This window comes from Bacteroides faecis MAJ27 (assembly GCF_900106755.1).
Taxonomy (GTDB): domain Bacteria; phylum Bacteroidota; class Bacteroidia; order Bacteroidales; family Bacteroidaceae; genus Bacteroides; species Bacteroides faecis.
The window spans coordinates 54,487-79,314 of record NZ_FNNN01000004.1 but is presented as its reverse complement, the minus strand read 5'-3'; the positions used below and the strand labels follow the sequence as shown (position 1 = coordinate 79,314).

At 37.3% G+C, this 24,828-nt stretch carries 23 protein-coding genes and 1 pseudogene; 21 read left to right on the top strand and 3 right to left on the bottom strand.

Annotated features, from left to right (window positions below; all coding sequences use genetic code 11):
• Positions 1-48 precede the first annotated feature (48 nt).
• From BLW31_RS05015 to BLW31_RS04990, 6 genes are all read left to right on the top strand, one after another.
• Positions 49-702 (top strand): LysE family translocator, encoded by a 654-nt coding sequence (locus tag BLW31_RS05015; protein ID WP_008767802.1) that lies wholly within the window; start codon positions 49-51, stop codon positions 700-702.
• A 10-nt stretch (positions 703-712) separates the two neighbouring features.
• Positions 713-1,258 carry a DUF4924 family protein gene (locus tag BLW31_RS05010; protein ID WP_010538954.1) on the top strand — a complete coding sequence of 182 codons (546 nt, stop codon included), beginning with the start codon at positions 713-715 and terminating at the stop codon, positions 1,256-1,258.
• Entirely contained in the window at positions 1,259-2,110 is an 852-nt protein-coding gene (gene rfbD / locus BLW31_RS05005) for a dTDP-4-dehydrorhamnose reductase (protein ID WP_010538953.1), read from the top strand.
• Between the two features lie 31 nt (positions 2,111-2,141).
• Positions 2,142-3,716: a peptide chain release factor 3 gene (locus BLW31_RS05000; RefSeq protein WP_010538952.1), complete on the top strand. Its 1,575-nt coding sequence runs from the start codon at positions 2,142-2,144 to the stop codon at positions 3,714-3,716.
• A gap of 76 nt (positions 3,717-3,792) precedes the next feature.
• Entirely contained in the window at positions 3,793-4,383 is a 591-nt protein-coding gene (locus BLW31_RS04995; RefSeq protein WP_010538951.1) for an RNA polymerase sigma factor, read from the top strand.
• 9 nt (positions 4,384-4,392) lie between these two features.
• The gene (locus tag BLW31_RS04990) at positions 4,393-5,244 is read left to right on the top strand and encodes a FecR family protein (RefSeq protein WP_029425654.1); all 852 of its coding nucleotides are present in this window, start codon (positions 4,393-4,395) and stop codon (positions 5,242-5,244) included.
• A gap of 406 nt (positions 5,245-5,650) precedes the next feature.
• Here BLW31_RS04990 and BLW31_RS24680 read toward each other — a convergent pair whose 3' ends face one another.
• The 3 genes from BLW31_RS24680 to BLW31_RS23995 all read right to left on the bottom strand — a co-directional run bounded on the left by BLW31_RS24680 (position 5,651) and on the right by BLW31_RS23995 (position 6,481).
• Entirely contained in the window at positions 5,651-5,800 is a 150-nt protein-coding gene (locus BLW31_RS24680; protein ID WP_231945967.1) for a hypothetical protein, read from the bottom strand.
• Positions 5,801-5,861: 61 nt separating this feature from the next.
• Positions 5,862-6,023: a Lin1244/Lin1753 domain-containing protein gene (locus BLW31_RS24675; protein ID WP_022301146.1), complete on the bottom strand. Its 162-nt coding sequence runs from the start codon at positions 6,021-6,023 to the stop codon at positions 5,862-5,864.
• A gap of 26 nt (positions 6,024-6,049) precedes the next feature.
• Positions 6,050-6,481, bottom strand: a complete 432-nt coding sequence (locus BLW31_RS23995) for an SH3 beta-barrel fold-containing protein (protein ID WP_010538949.1) — start codon at positions 6,479-6,481, stop codon at positions 6,050-6,052.
• Positions 6,482-6,618: 137 nt separating this feature from the next.
• Between BLW31_RS23995 and BLW31_RS04970 the strand changes: the two are divergent.
• The 15 genes and pseudogenes from BLW31_RS04970 to BLW31_RS04900 all read left to right on the top strand — a co-directional run bounded on the left by BLW31_RS04970 (position 6,619) and on the right by BLW31_RS04900 (position 24,783).
• A pseudogene (locus BLW31_RS04970) lies at positions 6,619-7,568 on the top strand (tyrosine-type DNA invertase cluster 3b).
• A 335-nt stretch (positions 7,569-7,903) separates the two neighbouring features.
• Positions 7,904-8,482 carry a UpxY family transcription antiterminator gene (locus BLW31_RS04965; RefSeq protein ID WP_010538947.1) on the top strand — a complete coding sequence of 193 codons (579 nt, stop codon included), beginning with the start codon at positions 7,904-7,906 and terminating at the stop codon, positions 8,480-8,482.
• A 23-nt stretch (positions 8,483-8,505) separates the two neighbouring features.
• On the top strand, positions 8,506-8,853 hold the full coding sequence (locus tag BLW31_RS04960; protein WP_032837179.1) for a UpxZ family transcription anti-terminator antagonist: 348 nt from the start codon (positions 8,506-8,508) through the stop codon (positions 8,851-8,853).
• A 15-nt stretch (positions 8,854-8,868) separates the two neighbouring features.
• A complete protein-coding gene (locus tag BLW31_RS04955) occupies positions 8,869-9,741 on the top strand; it encodes an N-acetylneuraminate synthase family protein (protein ID WP_010538945.1) in 873 nt (290 codons plus the stop codon).
• Between the two features lie 309 nt (positions 9,742-10,050).
• Positions 10,051-11,217 (top strand): acylneuraminate cytidylyltransferase, encoded by a 1,167-nt coding sequence (locus tag BLW31_RS04950; RefSeq protein ID WP_010538944.1) that lies wholly within the window; start codon positions 10,051-10,053, stop codon positions 11,215-11,217.
• A 412-nt stretch (positions 11,218-11,629) separates the two neighbouring features.
• Complete coding sequence (locus BLW31_RS04945) at positions 11,630-13,063, top strand: lipopolysaccharide biosynthesis protein (protein WP_130061899.1); 1,434 nt, start codon at positions 11,630-11,632, stop codon at positions 13,061-13,063.
• A 6-nt stretch (positions 13,064-13,069) separates the two neighbouring features.
• Positions 13,070-14,194 carry a polysialyltransferase family glycosyltransferase gene (locus BLW31_RS04940; protein ID WP_010538942.1) on the top strand — a complete coding sequence of 375 codons (1,125 nt, stop codon included), beginning with the start codon at positions 13,070-13,072 and terminating at the stop codon, positions 14,192-14,194.
• A complete protein-coding gene (locus BLW31_RS04935; RefSeq protein WP_010538941.1) occupies positions 14,187-15,329 on the top strand; it encodes a glycosyltransferase family 4 protein in 1,143 nt (380 codons plus the stop codon). Before BLW31_RS04940 ends, BLW31_RS04935 begins: the two co-directional genes overlap by 8 nt.
• On the top strand, positions 15,308-16,381 hold the full coding sequence (locus BLW31_RS04930) for a glycosyltransferase family 4 protein (protein WP_109116029.1): 1,074 nt from the start codon (positions 15,308-15,310) through the stop codon (positions 16,379-16,381). The genes BLW31_RS04935 and BLW31_RS04930 overlap by 22 nt, the downstream gene beginning before the upstream one ends.
• 1,206 nt (positions 16,382-17,587) lie before the next feature.
• Entirely contained in the window at positions 17,588-18,457 is an 870-nt protein-coding gene (locus BLW31_RS04925; protein ID WP_010538939.1) for a glycosyltransferase family A protein, read from the top strand.
• Positions 18,454-19,506 (top strand): glycosyltransferase family 4 protein, encoded by a 1,053-nt coding sequence (locus BLW31_RS04920; RefSeq protein WP_010538938.1) that lies wholly within the window; start codon positions 18,454-18,456, stop codon positions 19,504-19,506. The genes BLW31_RS04925 and BLW31_RS04920 overlap by 4 nt, the downstream gene beginning before the upstream one ends.
• A gap of 15 nt (positions 19,507-19,521) precedes the next feature.
• A complete protein-coding gene (locus BLW31_RS04915) occupies positions 19,522-20,334 on the top strand; it encodes a glycosyltransferase (RefSeq protein WP_010538937.1) in 813 nt (270 codons plus the stop codon).
• Between the two features lie 56 nt (positions 20,335-20,390).
• Positions 20,391-21,488: an MraY family glycosyltransferase gene (locus tag BLW31_RS04910; protein ID WP_010538936.1), complete on the top strand. Its 1,098-nt coding sequence runs from the start codon at positions 20,391-20,393 to the stop codon at positions 21,486-21,488.
• A 56-nt stretch (positions 21,489-21,544) separates the two neighbouring features.
• A complete protein-coding gene (locus BLW31_RS04905; protein ID WP_029425649.1) occupies positions 21,545-22,339 on the top strand; it encodes a polysaccharide biosynthesis/export family protein in 795 nt (264 codons plus the stop codon).
• 11 nt (positions 22,340-22,350) lie between these two features.
• On the top strand, positions 22,351-24,783 hold the full coding sequence (locus BLW31_RS04900; RefSeq protein ID WP_010538934.1) for a GumC family protein: 2,433 nt from the start codon (positions 22,351-22,353) through the stop codon (positions 24,781-24,783).
• Positions 24,784-24,828 lie beyond the last annotated feature (45 nt).

The window sequence follows — 24,828 nt, the reverse complement described above, 5'->3', positions numbered from 1 at the left end:
ACGTTAATATCCTATCCTCGTCTCATAAAAAAGTGCGATATTTGCGGCATGATTCAGATTGAGACAATATTCGATATAATAGTTAAAGGCTTTATTATTGGCGTTGTTGTGTCCGCACCTCTCGGCCCGGTGGGAGTTCTCTGCATTCAGAGAACGCTGAATAAAGGTCGTTGGTATGGATTTGTGACAGGTTTGGGAGCCTCTTTAAGCGACATAGCATATGCTCTGTTGACAGGTTATGGTATGAGCTTTGTGTTTGATTATATTAACAAGAATATTTTCTATTTGCAGTTGCTGGGCAGCATTATGCTGCTTCTTTTCGGAATCTACACCTTTCGCAGCAATCCGGTGCAGTCCATTCGCCCGGCTTCGTCCAACAAAGGTTCTTATTTCCACAATTTCATCACCGCCTTTTTCGTTACGCTATCCAATCCCCTGATTATATTCCTTTTCATCGGTCTTTTTGCCCGTTTTGCCTTTGTGCAGCCGGGAGTCGTGGTGTTCGAGGAAATTACAGGGTATCTTGCCATCGCTTCCGGAGCGTTGGTGTGGTGGCTTGGAATCACTTATTTTGTGAATAAGGTACGTACAAAGTTCAATCTGCGGGGTATCTGGATATTGAACCGTGTCATCGGAAGCATTGTGATGCTGGTGTCTGTGGCAGGGCTGATCTATACGTTGCTGGGAGAATCACTTTATTAAGAAAAAAACTATGAATCAGATAGCACAAAAGCTTAAAGAGAAGAATATTGCCGAATACCTTATATATATGTGGCAAGAAGAAGACCTGATTCGCGCTAATCATTGTGAGATGGAAGAGATGGAGGCTAATGTAATTGCCCGCTATCCGGAAGACCAGCGTCCTGCCATGAGAGAATGGTACGGCAATCTGATCACGATGATGAGCGAGGAAGGGGTACGCGAAAAAGGCCATTTGCAGATCAATAAGAATATCATAATCAATCTGACGGAACTTCATAATTTACTGTCTTCTTCTCCTAAATTTCCTTTCTACAGTGCCGCTTATTTCAAAGCGTTGCCCTTTATAGTAGAATTGCGGAACAAAGGGGGCAAAAAAGAGGAACCGGAACTGGAGACTTGCTTTGAGGCACTGTATGGTGTATTCCTGCTCCGTCTGCAAAAGAAAACGATCAGCGAGGGTACGCTGAAAGCGATTGAAGCGATCAGCAGCTTTCTTTCCATGCTGGCAAACTATTATGATAAAGACCGGAAAGGTGAATTAAAACTTGATGAATAAATGAGAATTTTAGTGACGGGTGCCAATGGTCAGCTTGGCAACGAAATGCAGGTACTTGCAAAAGAGAATCCGCAACACACGTATTATTTTACAGATGTCCGGGAACTCGATATTTGTAACAAAGAGGCAGTGTGGGCTTACATCAGTGAGAAACGGATTGAGATGATTGTAAACTGCGCGGCTTATACGGCTGTGGATAAGGCGGAAGATGATCCGGAACTGGCATATAAACTGAATTGTGAGGCACCGAAAGAGTTGGCACGTGCTGCACAGTTTCATGACGCTGCAATGATTCAGGTTTCTACAGATTATGTTTTTGACGGCACCGCCCATACTCCTTATACAGAAGAATGCGATCCATGTCCGAATTCGGTATATGGCACCACAAAGCTCGAAGGGGAATATGCTGTATTGAATAATTGTGAGAAATCGGCAGTGATCCGTACTGCATGGCTTTATTCTACATTCGGCAATAACTTTGTGAAGACAATGATCCGGTTAGGTAAAGAGCGTGACAGTCTGGGAGTTGTTTTCGATCAGATAGGCACTCCGACTTATGCCAATGATCTGGCACGTGCTATCTATACTATTATCAATAAAGGAATCGTTCGTGGAGTCTATCATTTCAGCAACGAAGGCGTTTGCTCCTGGTACGATTTCACGGTAGCGATCCATCGCCTGGCAGGAATAACCTCGTGCAAAGTGAAACCGCTGCATACAGCCGAATATCCGGCAAAAGCGAACCGTCCTGCTTATTCCGTACTTGATAAAACAAAAATAAAAACAACGTTCGGCATCGAAATTCCTCATTGGGAGGAGAGCTTGGACGAATGGATGAAGAAAATGAATTAAATTCATTCTTCATTTAAAAAAATATAAACGTATGGCAGATAATACAGAAATACAGAGACGGCGAACATTCGCCATTATTGCGCATCCGGATGCCGGTAAGACTTCTTTGACCGAGAAACTATTGCTTTTTGGTGGTCAGATTCAGGTAGCCGGTGCGGTAAAGAGTAATAAAATCAAGAAAACGGCTACTTCTGACTGGATGGAAATCGAGAAGCAGCGTGGTATCTCGGTGACAACTTCCGTGATGGAATTTGACTATCGGGACTACAAGATCAATATCCTCGATACTCCGGGCCACCAGGACTTTGCCGAAGACACATACCGTACGCTGACAGCTGTAGACAGCGTTATCATCGTAGTAGACGGTGCAAAGGGTGTGGAAACACAAACCCGTAAATTGATGGAAGTGTGCCGCATGAGAAAAACTCCGGTGATTATCTTCGTCAACAAAATGGACCGTGAGGGAAAAGACCCGTTTGATTTGCTGGATGAGCTGGAAGAAGAACTGATGATTCAGGTACGTCCGTTGTCATGGCCTATCGAACAAGGAGCCCGTTTCAAAGGAGTCTATAATATTTATGAGAATAAACTGGACTTGTACCAGCCTTCCAAGCAGGTGGTGACAGAGAAGGTGGCAGTTGATATTCATACGGAAGAACTGGATCAGCAGATCGGTAAACCGTTGGCAGATAAGTTGCGTGGTGACCTCGAGCTGATTGAAGGCGTTTATCCCGAACTGGATGTAGAATCTTATCTGGCAGGAGATTGTGCACCTGTATTCTTTGGTTCTGCCCTGAATAATTTTGGTGTGCAGGAATTGTTGAATTGCTTTGTGGAGATTGCTCCCAGTCCTCGTCCCGTACAGGCGGAAGAGCGTGAAGTGAAGCCGGATGAACCGAAATTTACCGGATTCATCTTTAAGATTACTGCCAATATCGATCCGAATCACCGTTCGTGCGTAGCTTTCTGTAAGATATGTTCGGGTAAATTTGTGCGTAATGCACCCTATCAGCATGTCCGCCATGGCAAGACCATGCGTTTTTCATCGCCTACCCAGTTTATGGCACAGCGGAAGACGACCATTGACGAAGCCTATGCAGGAGATATTATCGGCTTGCCGGATAATGGCACTTTTAAGATCGGAGATACACTGACAGAAGGAGAATTGCTCCATTTCCGCGGATTGCCCAGCTTCTCGCCGGAGATGTTCAAGTATATTGAGAATGCCGATCCGATGAAGCAGAAACAGTTGGCAAAAGGTATCGACCAGCTGATGGATGAAGGTGTGGCGCAGTTGTTTGTCAATCAGTTCAACGGTCGCAAGATTATCGGTACAGTCGGACAGTTGCAGTTTGAGGTCATCCAATATCGTCTGCTGAACGAGTATAATGCTTCTTGCCGTTGGGAACCGGTAAGTTTGTACAAGGCTTGTTGGGTAGAAAGCGATGATCCTGCTGAACTGGAAGCTTTCAAAAAACGTAAATACCAATATATGGCGAAGGACAGGGAAGGACGCGATGTGTTCCTTGCCGATTCGGGCTATGTGCTTCAGATGGCACAAATGGATTTCAAGCATATTAAATTCCACTTCACAAGTGAATTTTAGTCTGCTTGATGGAATTTAACAGAAATAATTGGTAAAAGGGGAAGAATTATGTTACTTGTAAATAAGGGAAGGAGAAATGAATACAACATTTTGGGAGAAAATCCAGCAGGGGGATGAAGAAGCATTCCGGCAACTCTACAGTGAATATTCGGATTTACTTTACGGATATGGGATGAAGATTGTCGGTGACGATGACCTGGTGACTGAATCCATTCAGTCATTATTCGTTTATCTGTATGAGAAGAGGCAGAGTTGTTCCGAGCCTCAGTCCGTATCAGCTTACCTGTGTGTGGCACTGAAGCGCATGCTGCTGAATGAGTTGAAGAAAACTGCTAATGGCGTATTCACATCATTGGACGAAGTCAATTCAAGCGAATATAGATTCGATTTGGAGATAGATATAGAAACAGCGATTGTCCGTTCCGAACTAGAAAGAGAGCAGCTGGAAGTGCTGCAGAAAGAAATAAATGGCTTGACAAAGCAGCAGAGAGAGGTATTGTACCTGAAGTATTATAAAAAACTGGATTCGGACGAAATAGCCGAAGTGATGGGACTGACTTCCCGTACTGTTTACAATACTACCCACATGGCAATATCCAGACTGAGAGAGCGATTGAGTAAGTCTTTCTTATTGACTGTAGCTGCTAATTTATGGATTTTTAATTGAGGTGAGGATATGGAGAATAGGAAAGAACTTCTGGAACAATATATGGAGGACGGTAAACTCCCTCTGAAAGGTGAGTTGTTTGTACGGAAGTCTGTAGTTGGTGGGAAGTTAGAAGAATTTCGTGAAAAAAAACGTGCGGATGCATTAACAAGCAGACAGAACACTGTGGGAGGACAGAAATGGATACTCCGCAGGAGTAATCGTGTCTATTGGGGAATAGCGGCTATGTTTATTCTTCTTTTTGGAACAGGTACCTGTTATTTTGCTTCGGAAGAGAAGATTACGTCTGAAGCGGTAGCTGTCGATTACAGGCTACCGGATGGTAGTTCTGTGAAACTGATGCAAAACTCAACTTTGTCTTATAACAAAGTGAGCTGGCTTTGGGGGCGTAAACTGAATCTGCTCGGATCGGCCTTCTTCGATGTGACTCCGGGCAAGACGTTTACTGTACGAACAGAAGCCGGAGATGTTACAGTGTTAGGTACAAAATTTTTGGTTGAGCAGGAAGGAAAAACGATCACTGTCAATTGTGAAGAGGGAAGTGTCAAAGTGGAAACACCGATTGGCGAGCAGACATTGAAGGCAGGCGAAAGTGTACGCTGTGATGAAAATGAGATCGGCCCTGTTCAGGAAAAAGAAGAACTGCCCGAAGTGCTCGGTTATGAAGATGATCCGCTGGTCAATGTAGTAGCGGATATTCAGCATATATTTGATGTGGAAGTGGTAGGGTGTGAAAAATATAATGAACTGTACTATAACGGAACCATCCTGACGAAAGATCTGCATGAAACATTGAAAAGAGTATTTGGTTCTTTGGGAATCAGTTATCAGTTGAATGGGCAGAAAGTCATTTTGGAATAGACGGAGCGAAAAAAACTTCCATTTAAAAACGCCCTTCAGAGTACTCTGAAGGGCGTTTTTAAATTAAATCTGTTTTTTCTTTTATTTTTCTTGGTAAAAAAGGAAAGAAAGCTCCTCTTATAAATATAAGGAACGATTTATAAACAGACAATAGTTAGTAGGTGGATGAACTGTCAATGATCAGACAGAATGTGAAGGGGACTGAATTAATAATTAGGTTAAGAATTAAATTGCTTAAGAGGACATGTCTCATGGAAAAAACGAAGAATGATGCCAATTAGTCTTTCAAGAAAGCAATAGCGAACGAATTGGCGGATTATTAAGTGAGTTTAATTTTATTGTTTTCCAAATGCGGGAGAAAACCGGAGGGGTTTCTCCCGCATTGCTGTTGAAAAATATGCAGGCTTTAATCTGCCGGTTTTCTTCTTCCTGCTGTCAGCGCGGCAATGATATACCTTCCCGGAGCTTCTATTTTATTCCAGTTGGTGTTTGACAGCAATTTCCATACGGAGGTTCCCTTTTTTCCATAATCAGACAAGCGCAGAATGCTTTGCATCTCTTTGAGGTTGCTGACCTTATGGTACTTTGCGAAGAAAAATGATGCATTGTTCTTCACCTCAGGTGATGTAATATCCTTCTTTGTAGATTTTGGAGAGCAGTCTGATTAACAGGTATGAAGCTTTGATGCCAAATTTGGCTTCCAGCAGTTCGGGTACATCTTCTTCAAAGAAGTTGGATGTCAAGGGGAAATAAGGTATCCCCGTATATTCTAGGCTCATATTATGTATATATTTATTTTTTGATGTTATACGGTTGCTTTCCATTCCAGCAGATTCTCAATCATAAATCTTCTCCACGCATGTTGTTCCATGTTCCAGTAAACGATTGATTCCTGTTCCTGTGTGATGCGGTATATCCGATGGAAGAATTTTTCATATCCTACCAGCGTTCCTTGTTCCAGGCAGGAAGTTCCGTCTTGCTTGTGGAAAGCAATCATGGCATGTCCGTGTTGCCGGATGGATCTGGAGTGTCCATGAATAATGATTCCTTTGAAAAACAGCTGCAGGTACAAAGTAAAGTAGTCATTTTTTCCTTCGGCGATGCCATTTCTTTTGTGCAGTTCCTCTTTGCTGATAAACTCTTCATTCTGTTGATTTACATTGAGTTTGCATCTCTTGCAAGCATCGCATTCTGATGGTTGCATCTTTTCCTTTTCGGGGGATGATTTTTTCTTCATGTTAACTAATTTATATATATTTAAAAAAACAAAATGTTAATAAACGTTGTACCAACGATGGGGGGACTTATAAAAAGCGATGTTTTTTTGTTCTTTGCCAAATGGTATTATATATAAAATAACTAGTGATGCAAATGATGAGTAAAAATGGATTTAGCCGGTGTGGGGAACTGTACATCGGTCGTTTGCGAAAGGAGGGGCGCTATTCTACGGCGCATGTTTATCAGAATGCCCTTCTTTCTTTTACCAAGTTTTGTGGAGGGTATAGTGTGTCGTTCAGGCAAGTGACGCGTGAGCGTTTGCGGCGTTATGAGCAGCATCTTTACGAATGTGGCTTGAAGCCAAATACGATTTCTACGTATATGCGTATGCTGCGTAGTGTTTACAACCATGGGGTAGAGGCGGGGAGTGCGCCTTATGTCCCGTATCTGTTTCGCGATGTTTATACGGGAGTGGACGTACGGCAGAAAAGGGCTTTACCTATGTCGGAGTTGCATAAGCTTCTGTATGACGACCCTCAATCGGAGCGTTTACGTCGTACGCAGTCTATTGCTACCCTGATGTTCCAGTTTTGTGGGATGTCTTTCGCTGATTTGGCGCATCTGGAAAAATCGGCTTTGGACAGTGGTGTGCTGCGCTATAATCGTATCAAAACGAAGACTCCTATCAGTGTTGAGGTATTGGATAGTGCTAAGGAGATGCTGGACCAGCTTCGGAACAGGCAGGAGTCCCGTCCGAATTGCCCGGATTATCTGTTCGGGATTCTTCGCGGTGATAAAAAACGGAAAGATGAGCGTGCTTATCGTGAATATCAGTCTGCTCTCCGGAAGTTCAATTATTGCCTGAAGGGGTTAGCGAAGGCTCTGCACTTGAAATCTCCCGTCACGTCTTACACGCTTCGTCATTCGTGGGCCACTACTGCCAAGTATCGCGGGGTTCCTATCGAGATGATCAGTGAGTCACTGGGACATAAATCGATCAAGACGACGCAGATTTACCTGAAAGGGTTTGAGTTGAAAGATCGGACGGAAGTAAATCGAAGAATTAATCTTACGCTAAAAAATGTTGTTTAGATAGGATGAAATGATTTAAACTGTTGATATACAGTGTTTGTCTGTGTGTGTTACTTCTTAGGTAACGGAATGATTTATGGCGCAAAGATGGACATATTTATGAAAATACGCAAACAAAAATGAAATTATTTTCGGAAAATGAATCAAATGCAGGCATAACTGGCGAATATTGCAATATTCGTGTTATGTCTTTTTTTTATTCTAATTTTTGAAAAACACCTTCACATCTGCTCTATTTCCAAGATAATAGTCATCTTCTCATAGTTTCGTTGAAAAAAGTTCCCTGTTTTGCTTGCCCTCTGTTTGTGAGTTACCTAAGAAGTAACGGAAAAACATGGGGTAAAAAAACATGATTTTAAGAAAAGAGAAATCACTTAATGCTGGGCCTATTTATGGGACAGGGGAAGGCGTAGCACACTCAAAACGCTGGTATGTAGCTTTGGTTCGGATGCACCATGAAAAGAAGGTTTCCGAACGTCTGGACAAGATGGGAATCGAGAATTTCATTCCTGTTCAACAAGAACTCCACCAATGGAGCGACCGTCGTAAGATGATCACCTCTGTTTTACTTCCGATGATGGTCTTTGTACATGTAGACCCAAAGGAACGCATGGAAGTTCTGAGTTTTTCTACTGTCAGCCGTTACATGGTGATGCGCGGTGAGAGTAGTCCTGCTGTAATTCCTGACGAGCAGATGGCTCGTTTCCGTTTCATGCTTGATTATTCCACGGAATCAGTTAGCATGAACAGTTCCCCTTTGGCTCGTGGCGAACAGGTCCGTGTGATCAAAGGTCCTCTGACCGGATTAGTTGGTGAACTGGTTAATGTGGATGGTAAAAGTAAGATTGCCGTTCGTTTGAATATGCTGGGGTGTGCATGTGTAGATATGCCTATCGGGTATGTTGAACCTGTAAAAACCGTAGTCTGACGAGTCTGGATCATATTTCTATAATGGAATTACAGGATAAAATAATTCATCTTCATAATTTGGCTCATCGTTTACTTCACATCGAATGTTCCGGCAGTTATTTGTATGCCGATGACTTATCCCAATTAAATAAAGATATCCACGATGAAATGAATGAATTATATCCTCTGCGTGGCAACACATTGGAGCAAGATGCTTCTTTATGTCTTGCCCTGCTGTTGGGATATAGTGTAAGTATGTATGCCGGTTGGGAAGATGATTTGAAAAGGGACAATATTCTTGCCCGTTCTTTGGAGCTTCTGACAAGTCTTCCTCCTTCACCTTTGAAAGATGATTTGCTTACAGTTTGCAAAGAGTATTCAACCGTATAAAAATGGAGTAGAAAAATGAAAGTACCTAAAATTATAGCAGAAATAGGTTGTAATCACAAAGGTGATATGACAATTGCAAAAGAGATGATATTGACTGCTGCTAGTTATTGTAAGGCAGATATCGTTAAGTTTCAGAAGAGATCTGTTCGAGAGTTGTTGACTTCTGAGGAATATAATGCTCCGCATCCTCATCCGGAGAATTCATATGGTAGAACGTATGGAGAACATCGTGAGTTTTTGGAATTTACGTTAGAGCAACATCGACAATTACAGGAATGGTGCACGGAATTTGGTATAGAATATTCGACTTCTGTGTGGGATGTGACTTCAGCAAAAGAGATTTGTACATTACATCCATCCTTGATTAAAGTCCCTTCAGCTTGTAATTTGAATAAAAGGTTGTTGGAGTATTTATGTGATAATTATGAAGGCGAAATTCATCTCTCATTTGGCATGACTTTGCGAGAAGAAGAAGAAAATATAGTTTCATTTTTTGAAAATAAAGGCCGCAATAAAGATTTAGTCATTTATGCTTGTACTTCTGGTTATCCTGTGCCTTTTGAAGATATTTGCTTATTGGAAATATCACGCATAAATAAGGTATTTGGTAAACGTGTGAAAAGTGTAGGTTTTTCAGGTCATCATTTAGGGATAGCAGTGGATTCTGCTGCAGTTGCATTAGGAGCTGAATGGATTGAACGGCATTTTACTCTTGATAGAACTTGGAAAGGTACAGATCACGCTGCTTCTCTGGAACCGGATGGTTTAAGAAAACTAGGTCGTGATTGCCGTGCAATTGCAAAGGCTTTGGTTTATAAACAGCAAGATATTTTGGAGATTGAAAAAGTACAAAGAGATAAATTGAAAAAAAATCAGGTGAAATGGTAATTATAGAACGTTAAAGTACCTGATAATGGTTTGGACTTATTGAAGTTATACATGCAGGTCAGGCATAAAAGTTTTTCTAATTTTTTTGTCCCTAGGTTATTTCTATATTCATTCTTATTAAGTTTTAATTGTAATTGATGTTGGCAAGGTTGTCTTATTTCATTATGTTTTTGTTTTCTTTTATATCTTCATTGTTGCTGATTGGAATAAAGTAGAACGGAAAAAACATGTTTGATATGGGGATTAATGCTTTCATCATTATCTATTAAAGTTAATATCAGATTGATTATTTTGTGTAAATTATAAAATATGAAAACAGTTGCGTTTGTTCCTGTACGGGGAGGGAGTAAATCCATTCCTTTGAAAAATATAAAATTATTTTGTGGTAAACCTTTAGTTTATTGGAGTGTATCGGCTTTACAACATACAGCTGCCATAGATGAAATTATTGTTGCAACGGATTCTAGACAAATAGAGCAAGTAGTTACTTCTTTTTGTTTTTCAAAGGTGAAAATTTATCATCGTTCGTCTGAAAATGCATGTGATACGGCTAGTACTGAGAGTGTAATGTTGGAATATATTCAATATGCTAAACTTGATGATAATGACATCTTTGTACTGGTGCAAGCTACCTCTCCATTGACTGAGACAATTCATATTCAAGAAGCTTTGGAATTATATTTTAGTCGTAAGTATGATTCAATATTGACTTGTGTCCGTAGCTATCGTTTTTTTTGGAATGAAGATGGTACTTCAAGAAATTATGATTATAAGAATCGTCCACGAAGGCAGAATTTTGCTGGTGAATTAATGGAAAATGGAGCTTTGTATATTAATAGTGTGCGAAATATAGTTTCTCTCAGAAACCGTTTAAGTGGTAAAATCGGGTTGTATGTTATGCCTGAGTACACTGCAACAGAAATCGATGAGCCTGATGATTGGATTATCTTGGAACACTTAATGCAAAGGCATATGCTTTCTAGGTCTGCAAACGGTAAAAAGAAAATTAAACTGTTTTTATCAGATGTTGATGGGGTGTTGACAGATGGAGGTATGTATTATTCAGAGAAAGGAGATGAATTGAAAAAATTCAATACTCGTGATGGGATGGCTTTTCGGTTACTTCATGAAAAAGGTATAAAGACAGGTATAATAACTTCAGAAAATACGCAAATAGTGGAGAGTCGTGCAAGAAAACTAAAAGTAGATTACTTGTATCAAAGTAAATGTGAAGGAGGTAAATTGTTAGCTGCCAAAGAGATTTGTGAACAAGAAGGAATTACACTAAATGAAGTGGCTTATATAGGCGATGACATTAATTGTTATGAATTGTTGTCTAATGTAGGGATGGCTGCTTGCCCACTAAATGCAATGGAACAAATTAAAAATATTCCATCTGTAAACGTATTGATGAATAAAGGTGGAGATGGGGTAGTACGTGAATTTGCTGAAATGATATTAAATTATAATATGTAGGTTAATTACTGTTTGGATACTTGGAAGTAGTCTTATTTTTTTGGCCAAAATCTTGTCCTAATTTATGTGTCTTGAAAGTTCCTTTGTCATGATGAAATTTGGCTCAAGGACATTAGGCTCAGACTTCGGGGATTTGAGTTAGTAGCACAGTATCTTCATTCTATGAAGTCTGAATTTGGAATTCATCTAAAATAATAAGGTGAATATAAATATAGAGAAAAGGGAAAAGATAGGTCTACGGATAAGATTAATAATAGTCTCGAATAGTAAATAGTCAAAGGTTTGTAAATGTTGGTTTATTTCACTGTTGATGATGCCTTCTACATCTCAAAATAAACAGATTGCTAAAAATACGATCGTCCTGTATCTTCGTATGGTTCTAACCTTAGGGGTGGGATTATATACTGTTAGGATGGTATTAAAAATATTAGGTGTAGAAGATTATGGAATATATAATGTAGTAGGCGGCACCGTTTCTCTATTATCGTTTGTTGTCAATTCGATGGCATCTGCTTCTCAGAGATATCTTTCTTTTGAGTTAGGTAGTGGAGACCATGGTGCATTAAAAGGTATTTTTAATTTATCAGTATATGCATATATAGGAGTTGCTTTTTTAGCGTTGATAATATGTGAAACCATCGGATTATGGTTTTTGAATACTCAAATGACAATATCCAGCGAAAGAATATCTGCTGCTAATTGGGTATATCAATCAGCTATTTTTTCTTTTATAGTGTCTATTCTTGCTACTCCTTATATATCGGCTATTTTTTCTAATGAAAAAATGACGGTGTATGGCTACGTCGCTATAATTGAAGTTTCATTGAAATTATTTGTTGTATATTTATTGGGAATAATCTATTATGATAAATTGAAAATGTATGCTTTACTGATGTTCTTTTCACAAGTTACTATTAGCAGTTTTTATGTTTTTTATAGCAGAAAGCACTTTAAGGAATGTCGGTTATCTTTTTATTGGGATAAGTTAAAAATGGAAGAGATTCTCTCGTTTTCAATGTGGAGTATGATGGGGACTTTGGCGGGCGCTATGAGAAGTCAAGGTTTGAATGTGTTAATCAATCTTTTTTTTAATCCAGCTATAAATGCCGCTCGAGGTATTGCCTTTCAAATGCAAGCCGCAGTGAATGGCTTGAGGGTGAATTTCTATAATGCTGTATCTCCCCGAGTTACTAAATTGTATTCTTCTGAGCATCATGAAGAAATGATGGATTTAGTGTTTATGAGTTCTAAGCTGGCATTTTTTTTGATTATGTTTTTTTCTATTCCCATGCTAATAGAAACTCCTTATATACTACACTTATGGTTAGGAACAGTTCCTGAATATAGCATTTTGTTTACGCGTTTGGTTATCATAGAATTAACTATTGACATATTCAATAATCCTTTGGATAATGCTTTAGGTGCTTCCGGACGAGTTCGTCAATTTCAAATATGGGTAAGCTCTTTGTTGCTTTTGATTGTTCCATTGTCGTATTTAGCATTAAAAGTTGCAGAATATCCAGAGATACCTTTTGTTATTTCCATGCTTGTTTCAATACTTTGCTTTTTTCCTAGGTTGTACTTTGTTCGCAAATTTATAGCATTACCTGTGCGTCAGTACTTATGGAAAGTTGTTTTTGTCAGTTATCGTGTCTTAATAATAGCTTCATTGCCACCATTAATATGTTATGTAATGATGGAGGATGACTTTTATCGTTTAATCGTAGTATGTATTACATCTTGCATTTCTTCTGCTCTATGTATTTATTGGTTAGGATTGAATTTGATAGAACGGAATTATGTAAAGAAATATGTGCTTAAATTGCCTTTTATAAAATCATTGTAATTTCTTATGGCAAATCTTTTTTTTGTTCATACTCCTCTCGAATTATTAATAGCACAGCAAATTATCAATCAGGAAAAGCTGACTGATAATGTAATGTTGTGTGGCTATGTAGGAGGTAATAAGCATTTTCTTGATATTTATCGTTTGACTATCATTTCATCTATGTGGATGGAAAGAGTTCTTATGCCGGATGTTGCAGGATGGGCTGCAATAGAAAAACGTCATTTATTAAAAACGGCACTACGTGCATTCCGAAGATATAAAGAAATATGTTCTCTATTAAAGGTATATCGAATTGATACTTTATTTCTAGGTGATATGAATAATTTTTCCTGTAAATTTGGGGCAAAGTTATTTAAGAAAAAAGGATATAGGATTGTCTTTTTTGAGGAGGGGGCAAGTCATTATAATTTTCATATTCATCCGAGAAAGGGTGGTTATTTATTGAATAAATTATTAGCAATCTTTTTCGATTGTTTTTATTATTTGCCTATTTATCATTTTCGTTTTGCTACTTATTGCTTTTTGAAAGATTTACCATTTTCAGAATTACCGATTGACCTTCGTTATAGCGTGGTACCATATTATCATGAGGATTTTGATAAGCAAATACGTATAGAAAGATTGTTTTCTAATGATTTGATACAATTTTTGGATAGTGAGGTTTCCAAATTTTCAGATATAGAAAGTAGTATTTTGTTTATGTCTCAGAATATTTATGAGTCGTTAGGTAATCTGAATTTGTATTTACAGGTTGTTGAAGGCTATTTTTCGACATTGGATAGTACTTCGATTTTATTTATCAAATTTCATCCTCGTGAACAAGAAGAAGAGCGAAAGGCAGTAATCAGGATAGCGGAAAAATATCATTTAGCTTTTCATATATTGTCTGCTCAGATGAATATACCAGTCGAGTACTATTTACAATATATGAAATTTAAGGAAATTGTGACGTTCTTTTCTTCCACAGCTATGTATAATGGTTATCTTTTTCCAGAGATGAAGTTTACTTTTTTGTTGCGTCCTTTCTATGATTTATGTAAAATATGTAATGAGAAGAATATTTCTCAATTAGAGAATCTTTTGTCCTTATTGGATTCTTGTCAGAATAAACAAAAAATAAATGCCTAAAAGAATAATTTATCATATTGGTGATATAAGCCGTCCCGGGGGGATGGAACGTATTATTGTTTTGAAAGCGAACTGGTTGGCTGAACATGGTTATCAAGTGACAATGCTCTCAATGAGTAGTTTGGTGGAATCTTTTTTCCCTCTGTCATCTAAAGTCAAAATGGAAGCTTTGGATGTTTTTCAAGGGAGTGTATATGATGAGAAACGTAATTTGTGGGGGGCCTTGAAAAGTGTGTACTATAGTATAAGAAGCCGGATAGATCATAAGAGGAAAGTCGAAAAATACTTAGAGTCACATTCTTGTGATTATTTCATAACATTGGTAAATAGAGGCTTTATTCCCAAACTAAAGGATGGTAGCAAGAAGTATTTTGAGATACATTTTTCAAGTCAGGCAAAAATCGAATTTCATCAGTTGAATTCGTTTTTCTACAATTTGGTTTACGACTTGGGAATGTATTATCAGGAACGCATTTGTAGACGCTATGATAAATTTATAGTTCTAACGGAGAAAGATAGATTAATGCGAGGTAATATACCTAACATGATTGTGATTCCTAATTTTATAACTATCGAGTCGTCGGATTCTATGCCTGTTGCAGAATCTCGAAAAGTCATTGCTGTGGGACGCCTTTCTATAGAAAAGGGATTTGATTATTTATTTCAGGCATGGGCTATGGTATCTTCTAAATATCCTGACTGGAGTTTGGAAATTTATGGGTACGGCTATGGACGCGAGGAATATTATAATGAGTTAATTCAAAAAAATGGAGTAGAAGAATCTGTGAAGATTTGTGCTCCGGTAAAAGACATTCGAAATAAATATTTAGATTCTGCTTTTTATGTCATGTCTTCCCGGTATGAAGGGTTCCCGTTAACTTTAGGAGAAGCAATGTCGTGCGGTCTTCCTTGTGTCTCGTATAATTGTAACTGTGGTCCTAGTGAAATCATTCGTCATAGTGAAGATGGAATACTGGTTGATGAAGTGGGAGATATAAAAGGATTGTCAGATGCGATGCTGTATCTAATTGAACATCCGAAAAAGCGTGTTGAAATGGGAGAAAAAGCTAAAGAGAATATAAAACGTTTTTCTATAGACCATGTGATGAAAAAATGGGAGGATATATTACGATGAAACCAAGTGTTGTTTTTCTTCAGGAGCAGTTACGGGCAGCTGCCGGAACGGAGCGCATATCAACAGGTGTGATGAATGAATTGGCTGATAGGGGGTATCAAGTGGTTATTGTGTTATTTGGAACGGATAAAACTTCCGCTTTTCCTCTTAATGATAAGATAAAAATATTGCTAATAGGTATTCCTTTTGAAAATAAGTATAAGCTGAAAGCTGCCTTTTACTTAAAAAAGATCATAAATGAGATAAAGCCGGATTATGTAATAAACGTGGCGGTTCCTATGATGCAAGTGTCTTTTTTAGCCAAATGTTTGGGAATGAAAGGTAAGGTTGTTACTTGGGATCATTTTACTTTGTTTGCCGGTTCTCAATGGGGTGTTTTCTTTCGGATATTTAGTGCATTTGTTTCACACCAAACGATTGTTTTAACAGAACAAGATCGAAATAGCTATCCAAGGTTACTGAGGAAAAAGATTAGAGTAATTGGAAATTTTGTCATGGATGCAAAATTTAAGTCTAATCTTATGAGTAAGAAAGTACTTAGTGTAGGACGCTTAGTACATACCAAAGGATTTGATATTCTTTTGGATATATGGGGAGATATCTCTAAAAGGCATAGTGATTGGATTCTTCAAATAGTAGGTTCCGGAGAAGAAAAGGAAAACTTACGAAAGAAAATAGAGGAGTTACATTTGGAAGAAAATGTGCAAATGATTCCGACTGTGAAAAATATTGAAGATTATTATATAGATGCGTCTATATATGTTTCTGCAGCACGCCTTGAACCGTGGGGATTGGTTCTTGCTGAAGCTAAATCTTTTGGCTTGCCCATTGTTTGTTTTGATTGTCCGCATGGACCGAAAAATATTGTTCGTGATGGAATGGACGGAAATTTAATAGCTTTGAATGATTGTAATGAAATGAAAGAAAAGATATTACTATTAATGGATGATCTGGAATTGCGTAGAAAATATGGAGAAGCTGCTAGGAAAGATTTTGAATGTCGTTTTTCTAAGAGGGCGATATTTAATAAATGGACTGAACTTTTGAAATAGTAATTAGAAATTTATTAGTGTTTATACGATATAGAAATCAGTATGATCTTGAAAATAATATCATTATTATTATATCCTATAATGCCTTTTGGGGCATTTCTTTTGTCGATGAAATATTTTTCGAAATTTTATGGATACTGCATTTTTATTTTATTTGGCATATATCTAAACATGTGTGTAATATTTCGTCCACAAGATGATATATATAGATATGTTGAGGGATATAATAGACTTTTAAGTGGAACAGATTGGTTAGGAAAAATCGATCTATATTATTGGGGAAGTGCTATGCTGTTTTCTTATTTTAATTTATCTGCTATTTATGTATACATATTTTGGTCTATTATTTATTATACGGCTATGTATTTATGTCTTCGTGAATTAATAAAGTATATAAATAATAATATAATTTCAATTCTATTCTTATTAAGTTCTGTTTTTTTTATATCAGCATTTCATTTTAGTGTACTGCGCTTTTTCACTGCATCCTTTTGGTTTATTTTTTTTGTGAAGAAAATAGCATGCAGTAGGAAGGTAAATTGTTATATGTGTTTACTGTTGATTTGTCCATTGATTCATTATATGTATTATGTTCCTGTTATTGCTTATTATATATATCATTTCTTTAGGCCTAAAATAAAGCTGTTATTAATACTTTTTATTATAACATATTTCTTCTCTTTCTTTGATTATATCGATGTTTTAAAGTATTGTGGGGTAAATGTATTTAGCTCTAGTTCGTATTTAAGTGAAGCTAGAAATGAATCAATGAATAGTTCTTATAATTTAGGAAAATATTTATATTTACCAATGTATCTTTCTTTGCTATGGTTGTTATATATTCAGTATCGTAGAAGGAAGAAACTGAGTTCCATAAACTATAATTTATTATGTTTGGCTTTATGGGGACTAATTGTTTTGAATTTGGTATCAGCTTCTTGGGATTTTACTGTACGTTTCAGGTTAATAGCTGAATGGCTATGTATTTATCCTATTGCATATTACTATCAATGTACGCGAGATGTACATTATAATAATTTTATATTCTTATTTCCATTTTGTTTTTTGTTAAGTAATTGGGACTTTTTATTTGTAACAGGTCCAAAGTACTTCAATTATTCAGATGTTTTCTTTTCAAATATTTATTCTGTTTGGAACTATTGTTCTAATGCCTTGAATAACATTTAAAAAAACAATTAAATTGATATGATAACAGTTTTTACTCCTACTTATAACCGTGGGTATATTATAAAACAACTTTATGATAGTTTGATATTACAAAGTTATAAAGATTTTGAATGGTTAGTAATAGATGATGGAAGTACGGATGATACGGAGGAACTTTTTAAATCCTTTATTGCGGAACAAAAATTAAATATTCATTATTTAAAGATTGAAAACGGAGGAAAGCATCGTGCTATTAATAAAGGTGTCATATTAGCTCAAGGGAAATATTTTTTCATTGTAGATAGTGACGATTATTTACATAATAATGCACTTGAACGAATATATTTTTATACTAAACAGATTGAAGATGATAAAACCTTTGCAGGAGTTTGTGGATTGAAAATATATCCGAATGGGAGAAAGGTAGGAGGTGAAGCCAATTATAAAATTTTGGATACAGATTCTATTAGTTTTCGTGAGAAATATCGTGTAAAAGGTGATATGGCTGAGGTCTTTGAAACAGATATTCTTAAGAATTACCCATTTCCTGAATTTGAAAATGAGAAGTTTATTTCCGAAGGGATTGTTTGGAGTCGAATTGCACATAAGTACAAACTTAGATATTTTAATGAGCCAATATATATATGTGATTATTTAGAAGATGGGTTAACGAGATCTATCAGAAAATATCATCGTAATAGTCCTAAGGGCACAATGCTTTTTTATAATGAAATGATTCGGCAAAAAAGAAATGGTCTGAAAAAACGCTTGATCGCTGCTGTCAATTATTGGCGTTATACTATAAAGTATAAAGGAGAGAGAGCAGGAGAGCTGGCGCCTATTGGTTGGAGTTATTGTTGCTATCCTTTGGGCTTGTTATTCTATTATATGGATATTCGAAAAAAGTGAGAGTCTTATTTATTGTTCCTTCATTGAAAAATGCAGGTCCTGTTATTGTTGTCTATGATTTAGTTCATTTATTGATAAAGCGTGGGCACAAATGTTGTGTTTGCTATTTTGATAAAGTAGAAGAACTTAGTTTTAATTGTGATGTCGTACAGATTTCGATGAGACAAAAGATAAACTTTAGCGATTATGATATTGTACATACACATGGTTATCGTCCTCAGCTTTATGTTTTCTTGCATAAATCATGGAATAAGAGTAGTACAAGGTTTGTAACTACAATGCATAATTATTTGTTTAGTGACTTTGGCTATACTTATGGAAAAATCAGAGGGCTAATTTATGGTACATTATATCTCTTAGTGAATTTACGAGCTGATAAAATAGTCGCTTTAAGTAAGGACGCACAGCATTATTACTCAAGATTTTTGCCTTCTTGTAAATTGACCTATGCTTATAATACACGAGTTTGTGATTTTTCGAAAAAATTGTCCACAGAGGAAGAACGTGAATTGTTAGCCTTCCGGGGCGAAAGCGCACGGCTGGTCGGGACCAGCTGTGCGCTTTCGCCCCTGAAGGGCTTGGATTTGATAATCCAAGCCCTTCAGGAACTTCCACAAACAAAATTTTGTATTATTGGGGATGGTAAAATAAAAAATGATTTAATACAACTATCTGTAAAACTAAAAGTTAGTGACCGTGTGCTTTTTCTAGGTTATAAGAAAGATGCGTATAAATATTTACCTTATTTTGATGTCTATGCTATCCCTAGTCATAGTGAAGGTTTTCCTTTGGCAATGCTTGAAGCGGCAGCCTATGGGAAATCGATTGTTGCATCTAATCTTAGTGTGTTTAAGGAAATATTTACTGGTGATGAAATCTCAATATTCGATTTGAACGATGAGAAAAGTGTACCAAATGCAATAGAACGTGCTTTCTTGGAAAAAGAGAAACTATCCCGTAATGCTAAGCTAAAATATGGAAATGTTTATTCTCCCGACAATTTTGTCAGTCGGTATCTAGCTATATATACTAAGCTCCTTCTCGAATAAAGTCTGATTTATATAATGGAAAAATTTAGTGTTTTAATGTCTGTTTACGCACGTGAGCAGAGTACTTATTTAGAAGAAGCACTTCGTAGCGTGTTTGAACAAACTGTGCCGCCTTCTGAGGTGGTGTTGGTAAAAGATGGTCCCTTGACTACAGAATTGGAAACCGTCATTGCTAGTTTTGCAGAGCGTTATAAGAGTTTAAAAATTGTTGCTTTGGCAAAGAATATGGGATTGGGCAATGCGCTTAATGTGGGTCTATCTGCATGTACCTATAGATTGGTGGCACGTATGGATAGTGATGATTTATCATTGCCTAATCGGTTTGAAACTCAATTGAAAGCATTCGAAAAGGATCTGGAAGTATCTGTTGTTGGAGGATGGATTTCTGAATTTGAAAATAATCCGAAACAAATAATCTCCTATCGGAAAGTTCCTGAATTTGATTGTGAGATAAAACATTTTTTTTTATCAAAATGTCCTGTAAATCATATGACTGTTATGTTTCGTAAAGAAGATATTCTTAAAGTTGGTGGATATCAGCATTTTTACTTATTGGAAGACTATTGGCTATGGACAAGAATGATTAATGAAGGCTGTAAATTTTATAATATACAAAATATCTTGGTTAATGTACGTGGCGGAGCTGCTATGGCTGCAAGACGCGGGGGATGGAAGTATGTTAAAAGTGAAATAAAACTTCAATGGCAGATATGGAAAATGGGACTAATTGGAGTGTATGCATTTTCTAGAAATATTTTCGTTCGTTTTTCTATTCATATGATGCCAAGTAGCTTACGATGTTTCTTTTATAAGAAAGTATTGAGGTAATAGTTCTGAAAGATGAAGAATAACTGCATACTAACATTATTTACTGTTACCAATATATGAATATTACATTTATCATATTAGCTTTTGTAATTTCTGCTTATATTGCCAGGCTTATTATTCCACGTATATTGTTGATTTCCTTTCGAAAAAAACTTTTTGATATTCCGGATGCGCGTAAGTTACATAAAAGCGCAATTCCGCGTTTAGGTGGAGTTTCTTTCTTTCCAACAATATTACTTTCCTGCTGTGCGGTTTTGGTACTTCGTACTTTGACTGGATATAGCGTTTCTGCTTTACAAGCTACCTATATTTTGCCTGAGTTTTTAGCTTTAGTTTGTGGAATGGTACTTTTGTATTTGACAGGTATTGCGGATGATCTTGTGGGAGTTCGTTATCGCCAGAAGTTTGTGGTTCAAATTATTTGTGCCAGTTTATTTCCTCTTGCCGGACTCTGGATTAATGATTTCTATGGTTTGTTTGGCTGTGGTACTCTTTCTGTTTGGTTTGGATTTCCTTTTACTGTACTAACTGTTGTTTTTATCACTAATGCGATTAATCTTATTGATGGAATTGATGGGCTTGCTTCAGGCTTAAGCAGTGTTGCTCTCATGGTTTTGGGCTTTTTATTTATCGAGAAAGGGTTATGGATTTATAGTATGCTTGCATTTAGTACCTTGGGAGTATTGATTCCTTTCTTCTATTATAATGTTTTTGGTAGTGCTGAACATGCCCGAAAGATATTTATGGGGGATACAGGGAGTTTGACTTTAGGATATATATTAAGTTTTTTAGCAATAAAATATAGTCAGAATACGGATTTGATTCCTACGACACAAGGTGACATAGTGATTGCTTTTAGTACTTTGATTATCCCCTCATTTGATGTAATTCGGGTCGTTATGGTTCGCATTTGTAATAAAAGAAATCCTTTTGAGCCAGACAAAAATCATATTCATCATAAGTTTCTGGCGATGGGATTTAATGCCCGTCAGACAATGATTCTAATTTTATTGATATCATGTATATTTAGTGGAATTAATATTCTCCTGGTTTCATACATGAATAATACATTGATTCTATTAGGAGATGTTGTAGTATGGATGGGCCTTAATTTATGGTGGAGTAGAGTGAGAGATACGAAGTGTCGAAAATAGAGAATAGCATATGAAAACTATATAATGAATTAAACAGATATTTTTAAATGATGATTATGAAAAAAGTGAATAGATGGATGGGGTTGTTATTGCTGCTTTGTCTACTTGCAGCATGTCAATCTTACAAAAAAGTACCTTATTTACAAGATGCGGAAGTGGTGTTGTATGGAGTTCAGAACGAACAGTTGTATGATGCAAAGATCATGCCTAAAGACTTGTTGACGATTGTGGTGTCATGTACAAGTCCGGAGTTGGCGGCCCCTTTTAATCTGACAGTTGCCACGCAAAATAATATTGCTTTGAATTATACCACCACTCAACCTGCTTTACAACAATATTTGGTGGATAATGAAGGTAAGATAAATTTCCCGGTTTTGGGTGAATTGCATGTGGGAGGATTAACCAAGAAGGGCACTGAACAAATGATTGTAGAGAAACTGAAGCCTTATATAAAGGAAACTCCTATTGTAACCGTACGAATGGTGAATTATAAAATTTCAGTTATTGGAGAAGTCGCCCGCCCCGGTACCTTTACTATCTCGAACGAAAAAGTGAACTTGCTGGAAGCATTGGCCATGGCAGGTGATATGACTGTATATGGATTGCGTAATGACATAAAATTAATAAGAGAGGATGCTAACGGTAAACAGGAGATTATTCCGTTGGACTTAAATAAGGCTGAGACAATCCTTTCTCCCTATTATTGGCTGCAACAGAATGATATAGTCTATGTAACACCTAACAAAGCTAAAGCACGTAACTCTGATATCGGAAGTAGTACTAGTTTGTGGTTCTCTGCCACCTCTATTTTGATATCCATTGCCAGTCTATTATATAATATCTTAAGATAACATTCGTAACAATGAAAGAGGAACTAACAAACGAAAAACTGCGCGAAGCAGATGATAAAGAAATAGATATTCAGGAATTGCTTTTTAAATATCTGATTCACTGGCCTTGGTTTGTAGGGGCAGTGATAGTATGTTTGATTTCTGCTTATATTTACTTATATGTTGCTACTCCTGTATATAACATTTCTGCTACAGTCCTGATCAAAGATGATAAGAAAGGAGGAAGTTCAAACAATGTAGCCGGATTGGATGAATTGGGGCTTAGTGGATTGATCACTTCTTCGCAAAGTATAGACAATGAAATAGAAGTGTTGCGTTCTAAAACTCTGGTGAAAGAAGTAGTCAACTACTTAAATTTATATGTTACTTACCAGGATGACGATCAAATTCCTTCGAAAGAGTTGTATAAGACATCTCCTGTACAGGTTAATATGACTCCACAAGAAGCGGAAAAATTGAAAACAAAGGTCGTTATTGAAATGGTACTGCACCCACAAGGAAGTTTGGATGTAAATGTGAAAATGGAGGATAAAGAAATTCAAAAGCATTTTGAAAAACTGCCTGCCATCCTTCCTACTAATCAGGGAACACTTTCTTTCTTTCAGACTACGGATTCTATATCTTCGAAGAAAAATGAAGAAGTGGGTTCTCCTGTTCAAGATATGCGACATATCACAGCTACCATTAGCCAGCCTATGAATGTAGCCAGAAGATATTGCGAGAATCTATCTATTGAACCTACCTCGAAGACTACCTCTGTAGTAACGGTCTCTTTAAAAAACTCCAGTTTGCAGCGCGGGCAGGATTTTATCAACCAGCTGCTCGAGATGTACAATCGTAATACCAACAATGACAAGAATGAAATAGCGCAGAAAACGGCTGAGTTTATCGATGAGCGAATTGGCATTATTTCAAAAGAGCTGGGAAGTACGGAAGCGGATCTGGAGACTTTTAAACGTGATGCGGGAATCACAGATTTGAGTAGTGATGCACAGATCGCTCTGACCGGTAATGCTGAATATGAAAAGAAACAGGTTGAAAATCGTACGCAAATTAGCTTAGTGGAAGATTTGAAGAAATATTTAGGTCATAATGAATATGAGATATTGCCCAGCAATGTTGGTCTGAAAGATATTACTCTTGCCGCACAGATTGACCGATACAATGAAATGCTTATTGAACGTAAACGCCTGCTTCGTACTTCCACCGAGAATAATCCGGCCATCATCAATCTGGATACCAGTATTCGTGCCACGAAAGCGAATGTTCAGGCTACTTTGGAAGGTACATTACAAGGATTGTTTATCACTAAAGCTGATCTTGATCGGGAAGCCAAACGTTATATGCGTCGTATCAGTGATGCTCCGGGGCAAGAGCGTCAGTATGTGAGTATAGCCCGTCAGCAGGAAATAAAGGCGGGATTGTACTTGATGTTGTTGCAAAAGCGTGAGGAAAATGCCATTATGCTGGCTGCTACTGCGAACAATGCGAAGATTATAGATGATGCTATCGCCGATGTTATTCCTGTATCTCCTAAACGAAGCATTATTTATTTGGCTGCATTGTGTTTAGGTATTGCGATACCTGTTGTTGTTATTTATATGATTGATCTGACGAAGTTCAAGATCGAAGGTCGTGCTGATGTGGAAAAACTGACTAGTGTTCCGATTGCGGGGGATATCCCTTTGACGGATGAAAAGAATACAAAGGAGGGTTCTATTGCTGTATTCGAGAATCAGAATAACCTGATGAGCGAAACTTTCCGTAACATTCGAACGAATATCCAGTTTATGCTTCAGAATAATAAGAAAGTAATCCTCGTGACTTCAACAGTGAGTGGTGAAGGTAAATCGTTCACTTCGGCCAACTTGGCTATCAGTCTTTCTTTATTGGGAAAGAAGGTGGTGATTGTAGGTCTTGATATTCGCAAACCGGGACTGAATAAAGTTTTTAATCTTTCGAGCAAGGAGAAGGGGATTACTCAATATCTGGCAAATCCGGAAATGGACTTGATGAGTTTGGTACAGTTATCTGATGTGAATAGGAATCTGTATATTCTTCCGGGTGGAACCGTTCCTCCCAATCCTACGGAGCTATTGGCACGGGATGGACTGGACAAGGCTATTGAGATTTTGAAGAAGAATTTTGATTATGTCATCCTTGATACTGCTCCTATCGGTATGGTAACGGATACTTTATTGATTGGTCGTGTGGCGGATTTATCAGCGTATGTATGCCGTGCCGATTATACGCATAAAGCGGAATACACACTGATTAATGAGTTGTTCCATGAACAGAAGTTGCCTAATCTTTGTACCATTATTAATGGCGTAGACCTGAAGAAGAGAAAATATGGTTACTACTATGGCTATGGCAAGTATGGCAAGCATTATGGCTATGGTAAACGTTATGGATACGGATATGGTTATGGCCAAGAAAAGTAAGTTCGTTTTGAGTAATTAAGCATTATTTTCTGGAAATTTGCTGAT

What these genes read in the sequence shown, in the direction of transcription:
- BLW31_RS04990 (WP_029425654.1), top strand. Translation starts at nt 4,393, where the DNA reads ATGGAGAATAGGAAAGAACTTCTGGAACAATATATGGAGGACGGTAAA.
- BLW31_RS04950 (WP_010538944.1), top strand. Translation starts at nt 10,051, where the DNA reads ATGAAAACAGTTGCGTTTGTTCCTGTACGGGGAGGGAGTAAATCCATT.
- BLW31_RS24680 (WP_231945967.1), bottom strand. Translation starts at nt 5,800, where the DNA reads ATGCAAAGCATTCTGCGCTTGTCTGATTATGGAAAAAAGGGAACCTCC.
- BLW31_RS04955 (WP_010538945.1), top strand. Translation starts at nt 8,869, where the DNA reads ATGAAAGTACCTAAAATTATAGCAGAAATAGGTTGTAATCACAAAGGT.
- BLW31_RS04910 (WP_010538936.1), top strand. Translation starts at nt 20,391, where the DNA reads ATGAATATTACATTTATCATATTAGCTTTTGTAATTTCTGCTTATATT.
- BLW31_RS04930 (WP_109116029.1), top strand. Translation starts at nt 15,308, where the DNA reads ATGGGAGGATATATTACGATGAAACCAAGTGTTGTTTTTCTTCAGGAG.
- BLW31_RS23995 (WP_010538949.1), bottom strand. Translation starts at nt 6,481, where the DNA reads ATGAAGAAAAAATCATCCCCCGAAAAGGAAAAGATGCAACCATCAGAA.
- BLW31_RS04915 (WP_010538937.1), top strand. Translation starts at nt 19,522, where the DNA reads ATGGAAAAATTTAGTGTTTTAATGTCTGTTTACGCACGTGAGCAGAGT.
- BLW31_RS04960 (WP_032837179.1), top strand. Translation starts at nt 8,506, where the DNA reads ATGGAATTACAGGATAAAATAATTCATCTTCATAATTTGGCTCATCGT.
- BLW31_RS05000 (WP_010538952.1), top strand. Translation starts at nt 2,142, where the DNA reads ATGGCAGATAATACAGAAATACAGAGACGGCGAACATTCGCCATTATT.
- rfbD (WP_010538953.1), top strand. Translation starts at nt 1,259, where the DNA reads ATGAGAATTTTAGTGACGGGTGCCAATGGTCAGCTTGGCAACGAAATG.
- BLW31_RS04925 (WP_010538939.1), top strand. Translation starts at nt 17,588, where the DNA reads ATGATAACAGTTTTTACTCCTACTTATAACCGTGGGTATATTATAAAA.
- BLW31_RS05010 (WP_010538954.1), top strand. Translation starts at nt 713, where the DNA reads ATGAATCAGATAGCACAAAAGCTTAAAGAGAAGAATATTGCCGAATAC.
- BLW31_RS04905 (WP_029425649.1), top strand. Translation starts at nt 21,545, where the DNA reads ATGAAAAAAGTGAATAGATGGATGGGGTTGTTATTGCTGCTTTGTCTA.
- BLW31_RS04900 (WP_010538934.1), top strand. Translation starts at nt 22,351, where the DNA reads ATGAAAGAGGAACTAACAAACGAAAAACTGCGCGAAGCAGATGATAAA.
- BLW31_RS04965 (WP_010538947.1), top strand. Translation starts at nt 7,904, where the DNA reads ATGATTTTAAGAAAAGAGAAATCACTTAATGCTGGGCCTATTTATGGG.
- BLW31_RS04935 (WP_010538941.1), top strand. Translation starts at nt 14,187, where the DNA reads ATGCCTAAAAGAATAATTTATCATATTGGTGATATAAGCCGTCCCGGG.
- BLW31_RS24675 (WP_022301146.1), bottom strand. Translation starts at nt 6,023, where the DNA reads ATGAGCCTAGAATATACGGGGATACCTTATTTCCCCTTGACATCCAAC.
- BLW31_RS04945 (WP_130061899.1), top strand. Translation starts at nt 11,630, where the DNA reads ATGGTATTAAAAATATTAGGTGTAGAAGATTATGGAATATATAATGTA.
- BLW31_RS04995 (WP_010538951.1), top strand. Translation starts at nt 3,793, where the DNA reads ATGAATACAACATTTTGGGAGAAAATCCAGCAGGGGGATGAAGAAGCA.
- BLW31_RS05015 (WP_008767802.1), top strand. Translation starts at nt 49, where the DNA reads ATGATTCAGATTGAGACAATATTCGATATAATAGTTAAAGGCTTTATT.
- BLW31_RS04940 (WP_010538942.1), top strand. Translation starts at nt 13,070, where the DNA reads ATGGCAAATCTTTTTTTTGTTCATACTCCTCTCGAATTATTAATAGCA.